This window comes from Pseudonocardia nigra, from assembly GCF_019396355.1.
GTDB lineage: Bacteria > Actinomycetota > Actinomycetes > Mycobacteriales > Pseudonocardiaceae > Pseudonocardia > Pseudonocardia nigra.
Window position 1 is genome coordinate 20,861 of the sequence record NZ_JAHKRK010000091.1, and the last position, 6,611, is coordinate 27,471.

The 6,611-nt window shown below is 74.3% G+C and carries 5 protein-coding genes; all 5 read left to right on the top strand.

From position 1 onward, the window contains the following. Positions 1 to 29 precede the first annotated feature (29 nt). The 5 genes from gcl (at position 30) to KME75_RS21695 (ending at position 6,226) form a co-directional block, all read left to right on the top strand. Positions 30 to 1,829: a glyoxylate carboligase gene (gcl, locus tag KME75_RS21675; protein WP_219416702.1), complete on the top strand. Its 1,800-nt coding sequence runs from the start codon at positions 30 to 32 to the stop codon at positions 1,827 to 1,829. 3 nt (positions 1,830 to 1,832) lie between these two features. Beyond that, the gene (locus KME75_RS21680; protein WP_219416703.1) at positions 1,833 to 2,966 is read left to right on the top strand and encodes a glycerate kinase; all 1,134 of its coding nucleotides are present in this window, start codon (positions 1,833 to 1,835) and stop codon (positions 2,964 to 2,966) included. After that, positions 2,966 to 4,312, top strand: coding sequence for an allantoinase AllB (gene allB, locus KME75_RS21685; protein WP_219416704.1), 1,347 nt, complete (start codon positions 2,966 to 2,968; stop codon positions 4,310 to 4,312). Before KME75_RS21680 ends, allB begins: the two co-directional genes overlap by 1 nt. Then, positions 4,309 to 5,445, top strand: a complete 1,137-nt coding sequence (gene alc / locus KME75_RS21690) for an allantoicase (RefSeq protein ID WP_219416705.1) — start codon at positions 4,309 to 4,311, stop codon at positions 5,443 to 5,445. Before allB ends, alc begins: the two co-directional genes overlap by 4 nt. Before the next feature lie 94 nt (positions 5,446 to 5,539). After that, complete coding sequence (locus KME75_RS21695) at positions 5,540 to 6,226, top strand: DUF4232 domain-containing protein (protein ID WP_219416706.1); 687 nt, start codon at positions 5,540 to 5,542, stop codon at positions 6,224 to 6,226. Positions 6,227 to 6,611 lie beyond the last annotated feature (385 nt).

The following is a 6,611-nucleotide window of genomic DNA, read 5'->3' on the forward strand; positions in this document are numbered from 1 at the left end:
TCTCGTCGACGACGAAAGGCGATCCCGTCATGCCCAGAATGACCGCAGCGCGCGCCGCGGTGGAGATCCTGAAGCGCGAGGGCATCAGCCACGCGTTCGGGCTGCCCGGCGCCGCGATCAACCCGTTCTACGCCGCTATGCGCGCGTTCAACGCCGACAGCGCCGACGGCACGATCGAGCACGTGCTCGCCCGCCACGTCGAGGGCGCCTCGCACATGGCCGAGGGCTACACCCGCGCCCGCGCCGGCAACATCGGTGTCTGCGTCGGCACCTCCGGCCCGGCCGGCACCGACATGATCACCGGGCTGTACTCCGCGGCGGCGGACTCGATCCCGATCCTCGCGATCACCGGCCAGGCGCCCGTGGCCCGGCTGCACAAGGAGGACTTCCAGGCCGTCGACATCGCGTCCATCGCGGCGCCGCTCACCAAGATGGCGACCACGGTGCTGGAGCCCGCGCAGGTGCCCGGCGCGTTCCAGCAGGCGTTCCACCTGATGCGCTCGGGCCGCCCCGGCCCGGTGCTGATCGACCTGCCGATCGACGTGCAGCAGACCGAGATCGAGTTCGACCCGGACACCTACACGCCGCTGCCGGTCTACAAGCCGGCCGCGAGCCGCGCGCAGATCGAGAAGGCGCTGACCATGCTCGCCCGCGCCGAGCGCCCGGTGATCGTGGCCGGCGGCGGCGTGCTCAACGCCGACGCCGCCGACCTGCTCGTGGCGTTCGCCGAGCTGGTCGGCGTGCCGGTGATCCCCACGCTGATGGGCTGGGGCGCCATCCCGGACGACCACCCGCTGATGGCGGGCATGGCCGGGCTGCAGACGGCGCACCGCTACGGCAACGCCACGATGCTGGAGTCGGACTTCGTGCTCGGCATCGGCAACCGGTGGGCCAACCGGCACACCGGGGGCCTCGACACCTACACCCGCGGCCGCACGTTCGTGCACGTCGACATCGAGCCCACGCAGATCGGGCGGGTGTTCGCGCCCGACTACGGCATCGTCTCCGACGCCAAGGCCGCGCTGGAGCTGTTCGTCGAGGTCGCGGGGGAGCAGCGGACGGCGGGCGCGCTGCCCGACCGGTCGGAGTGGGTGGCGCAGTGCGCCGAGCGCAAGCGGACGCTGCAGCGGCGCACCCACTTCGAGGACGTGCCGATCAAGCCGCACCGCGTGTACGAGGAGATGAACCGCGCGTTCGGCCCGGACACGCGCTACGTCACGACGATCGGGCTGTCGCAGATCGCCGCCGCGCAGTTCCTGCACGTCTACCGGCCCCGGCACTGGATCAACGCCGGGCAGGCCGGGCCGCTGGGCTGGACGCTGCCCGCCGCGCTCGGGGTGTGCGCCGCCGAGCCGGACGCCACCGTCGTGGCGCTGTCGGGCGACTACGACTTCCAGTTCATGATCGAGGAGCTGGCGGTCGGGGCGCAGTTCAACCTGCCCTACATCCACGTGGTCGTGAACAACGCCTACCTCGGCCTGATCCGCCAGGCCCAGCGCGGCTTCGAGATGGACTACTGCGTGCAGCTGTCGTTCGACAACATCAACGCCCCCGAGCTGGGCGGGTACGGCGTCGACCACGTGAAGGTGGCCGAGGGCCTGGGCTGCAAGGCGATCCGAGTGCACCAGCCCGACGACCTGGTGCCGGCGTTCGAGAAGGCCCGCACGCTGATGGCCGAGTACCGCGTCCCGGTCGTCGTGGAGGTCGTGCTGGAGCGCGTCACGAACATCGCGATGGGCACCGAGCTGGACAACGTGAACGAGTTCGGGGAGCTCGCCACCCGCCCCGAGCACGCCCCCACGGCGATCGCGCTGCTCGAGCAGGCCTGAGCCGTGCACGTGGTGCTCGCCCCCGACAAGTTCAAGGGGTCGCTGTCCGCCGCCGACGTCGCCCGCCACCTGACGGCCGGACTGCGGCGGGCGGTGCCCGGGGTGACGGTCGTGACGGTGCCGGTGGCCGACGGCGGTGACGGGACCCTCGACGCGGCCTGCGCGGCCGGGTTCCGGGCCGTCCCGGTCGTCGCGACCGGTCCCACCGGCGCGCCGGTCCACACCACGTACGCCGAGCGCGGCGGCGAGGCCGTCGTCGAGCTGGCGGCGGTGTCGGGGCTCGCCCAGCTGCCCGACGGACAACCGGACGCGCTGGGGGCGTCGAGCGCGGGCACCGGCGAGCTGATCGCGGCGGCGCTGGACGCCGGGTGCCGGCGCATCGTGCTCGGCGTCGGGGGCAGCGCCTGCACCGACGGCGGGGCAGGGATGCTCGGCGCGCTCGGCGCCGTGCTGCGCGACGTGGACGGGCGGGTGCTCCCGCCCGGCGGCGGGGCGCTGTCCCGGGTGGCGTCACTCGACCTCGCCGGGCTGCACCCCGGCCTCGCCTCGGCGGAGGTCGTGCTCGCGTCCGACGTGGACAATCCGCTCACCGGCCCGCGCGGCGCGGCCGCGGTGTTCGGCCCGCAGAAGGGCGCCACACCCGGCCAGGTCGCGATCCTCGACGCCGGGCTGCGCCGCTGGGCCGAGGTGGTGGCCGCCCACACCGGCCGCGACCGGTCCGGGGAGCCGGGCGCCGGGGCGGCGGGCGGCGTCGGCTTCGCCGCTCTCGCGCTGCTGGGCGCGCAGCCGCGGCCGGGCATCGACCTGGTGCTCGAGCTGGCCGGCTTCGACGACGCGCTGCGCGGCGCCGACCTCGTCGTGACCGGTGAGGGGTCGCTCGACGAGCAGACGCTGCGCGGCAAGGCACCCGTCGGTGTCGCGGCGGCGGCCGCTGCGGCGGGCGTGCCCGTCGTGGCGGTGGCCGGCCGCACCACCCTGTCGTCGGAGATCCTTGCCGACCACGACATCCACGGCGTCTACTCACTCACCGATCTCGAGCCGGACCCGGACCGCTGCATCGCCGACGCCGGGCGCCTGCTGGAGCGGGTCGGGCAGGTGCTCGCCTCCGAGTGGGTTCTGGCGAAGGAAGGAGCGTGATGGAACTCGACCTGCTGGTCCGCGCCCCGCGCGTGATCACCCCGGACGGCGAGCGGCCGGGCAGCGTCGGCGTGCGCGACGGGCGGATCGTCGCCGTCGAGCCGTTCGACCCTGGGCCCGACACGGAGCTCGCCGCGCGCGAGGTCGTCGAGCTGGGCCCGGACGAGGTGCTGCTGCCCGGGCTCGTCGACTCGCACGTGCACGTCAACGACCCGGGCCGCACCGAGTGGGAGGGCTTCGCCTCCGCCACCCGGGCCGCGGCGGCCGGTGGCGTCACGACGATCGTCGACATGCCACTGAACAGCATCCCGCCGACGGTGGACGTCGCGGCGCTGGACGTGAAGCGCAAGACCGCGTCCGGGCAGAGCCACGTCGACGTCGGCTTCTGGGGCGGGGCGGTGCCGGGCAACCTCGCCGATCTGCGCGGGCTGCACGACGCCGGCGTGTTCGGCTTCAAGTGCTTCCTGCTGCACTCCGGGGTGGACGAGTTCGGCCACCTCGAACCGGACGAGCTGGCCGCCGCCCTCCGCGAGCTGCGGGCGTTCGACGGGCTGATGATCGTGCACGCCGAGGACGCGCACGCCATCGACGAGGCCCCGCACGCGCACGGCCGCCGCTACACCGACTTCCTGGCGTCCCGGCCCCGCCAGGCCGAGAACACCGCGATCGCGCAGGTGATCGCGCTGGCGCGGGAGACCGGCTGCCGGGTGCACATCCTGCACCTGTCCAGTGCCGATGCGCTGCCGATGATCGCCGACGCCCGCCGCGACGGGGTGGCGCTGACCGTCGAGACGTGTCCGCACTACCTGTCGTTCACCGCGGAGGAGATCGCCGACGGGGCGACGCAGTTCAAGTGCTGCCCGCCCATCCGCGAGGAGGACAACCGGGACGCGCTGTGGGAGGGGCTGCGCGCCGGCCTGATCGACTGCGTGGTCTCCGACCACTCCCCGTGCACCCCCGAGCTCAAGCGCCTCGATATCGGCGACTTCGGGGCGGCCTGGGGCGGGGTGGCGTCGCTGCAGCTGGGGCTGCCCGCCGTCTGGACCGAGGCCCGCCGCCGTGGGTTCGGCCTGCCCGACGTCGTGCGCTGGATGGCGCAGCGGCCCGCGGAGCTCACGGGCCTGCGGCGCAAGGGACGGATCGCGCCGGGGTGCGACGCCGACCTCGTGGCGTTCGCACCGGACGCGGAGTTCGTCGTCGACCCGGCGGCGCTGCACCACCGCAACCCCGTGACCCCCTACGCCGGGCGCACGCTCGGCGGCGTCGTTCGCGCGACCTGGCTGCGCGGCGGACAGATCGACGGAGACGTGCCGCGTGGGCGGCTGCTGACGAGAGGTGAGGCATGACCGACTTCCTGAGCCTGCCCGATCTGGCGTCGCGGGCGCTGGGCGGCGGCGTCCCGTACGCCAACGACGAGCTCTTCGCCCAGCGCGAGAACCTGATCAAGGCGGGGCCTGCCGTGTTCAGCACCGAGGACTTCGGGCACAAGGGCAAGATCTACGACGGGTGGGAGACCCGGCGCCGCCGCGAACCCGGACACGACCACGCGGTCGTGCGGCTCGGCGCGCCCGGCGTCGTCCGGGGCGTGGTCATCGACACCGCCTGGTTCAAGGGCAACTACCCGCCGTTCGCCTCGGTGGAGGCGACGAGCCTCGAGAGCTACCCGTCGCCGGAGGAGCTGGCGGCCGCCGACTGGCAGACGATCGTGGAGCGCTCGCCGCTGCAGGGCGACGCGGCGAACCCGTTCCCGGTGGCGGCGGGGGAGCGGTTCACCCACGTGCGGCTGTCGATCTACCCCGACGGCGGGGTCGCGCGATTCCGCGTGCACGGCAAGGTCGTGCCCGACCCGCGGGTGCTGCCGGGCGCGTTCGACCTGGCGGCGCTGGCCAACGGTGGCCGGGTCGTGGACTGCTCGGACATGTTCTACTCCTCGCCGGTCAACCTGATCCTGCCCGGCGAGGCGCGGATCATGGGCGAGGGCTGGGAGAACGCCCGCCGCCGCGACGACGGCAACGACTTCGTGACGTTCGCGCTGGCCGCGCCCGGCGTGATCGGCGTGGCCGAGCTCGACACCAGGCACTTCGTCGGCAACGCGCCCGGCTGGGCCGCGCTGCGCGGGATCGACGCGCGGACCGGGTCGCTCGACGACCCGGATGCATGGGTGGAGCTGCTGCCGCGCACCCGGCTGCAGCCCGACACCCCGCACCGGTTCCGGCTCACCGCCGACCGCCCGGTGACGCACGTGCGGATGGACGTCTTCCCAGACGGCGGGCTCGCGCGGGTCCGGCTGCACGGCGCGCTGTCGGCGGACGACCGCAGGCAGCTGGGCCTGCGGTGGTTCAACACCCTGCCCGAGTCGCATGCCCGCGCGGTGGTCGAGCCGGCCGTCGGACCGGAGCAGGGCGCCAAGCTCGTCGCGGCCCGTCCGCTCGCCGACCCCGCCGATGTGCCCGAGGCGCTGCTGGCCGCGTTCGGATAGCCCGGCCGCCGATCCCCCGGAAGTGCGGACAACCCTGCCGGCGCCCGCTGCGTCCTCCCTGTAGGGGAGTCACACAGCAAGGGGGACGAGAGCCATGAACTCAGGTCGGGGAAGGACGAGGACGGCAGGGCTGGGGCTACTGGCGGGGCTGGGGCTACTGGTGGGGCTGGCGCTGTTGGCCGGCTGTGCGGCAGCGCCGGACGCGCCGGCGGCCGCGACGCCACCCCCGCCGGCGCCGGTGACGAGCACGAGTGCACCGTCGTCGTCCGCGGCGGCGCCCGTCTCGATGCCGCAGTCGGCGCCCACCGCCGAGGAACGCACGCCCGACGTGGTGTCGGGGGACCCGCGGTGTGCGCCCGCCCAGCTCGAGGGGGAGGTCGTGCCGGGCGATGCCGCGGCGGGGAACCGGTACGCCACGCTCGTGGTCACCAACACCTCGCCCAACAGGTGCACCCTGTACGGCTACGGGGGTGCCGCGCTCTACACGGCGAGCGGGGTACCGATCCCGACTCGGCTCGACCGGGTGCCGGACCCGGGGCCGTCGCTGGTGCGGCTGCTCCCGGGCGAGAGCGCGGCGAAGAACCTGCACTGGACGGTGGTGCCGACCGGCGACGAGCCGGTGGAGGGGCCGTGCCAGGTGCCGGCGAGCCAGCTGCGGGTGATCCCGCCGGACGAGACCTCGCCGTTCTGGGTGATCTGGGACCTCGGACCGGTCTGCAACGGCGGGACGATCGAGGGCAGCGCCTACCACCCATGGACGGAGTCGGAGCCGGTCGGCTGACGGTTGGGCGCTGGGCCCGGTCTCCGGTGATCAGGGGCAACGGGTCTCCCGATGACCTCCCGGGGCGACCTTCCGCCCGTGATCGCGGTGGTCCGGGTGCGTGTGCGCGGGGTGATCATGGGCGGAGGGTCGTGCGACGTTCGTCGTCGGCGACCTTGTGCCCGTGATCGCGCATGCCCGGCCGCTGCTGTTCGGCGATCACGGGGCGGATGGTCGGCCGCGGCGCGTCATCCGCCGCCTTCTGCCCGTGATCGCGGCGGTCCCGGTCCCCGCCCCGGCGGACCGTCCGGGTCGGGCGAGGCCGCTGGAACCCGCGAGTCGACGCGTCGGGGTCTCAGCGCGTCCGCCGTCGCTCGCCGTCGGCCGGGCGGCGCCCGCCGGCGGC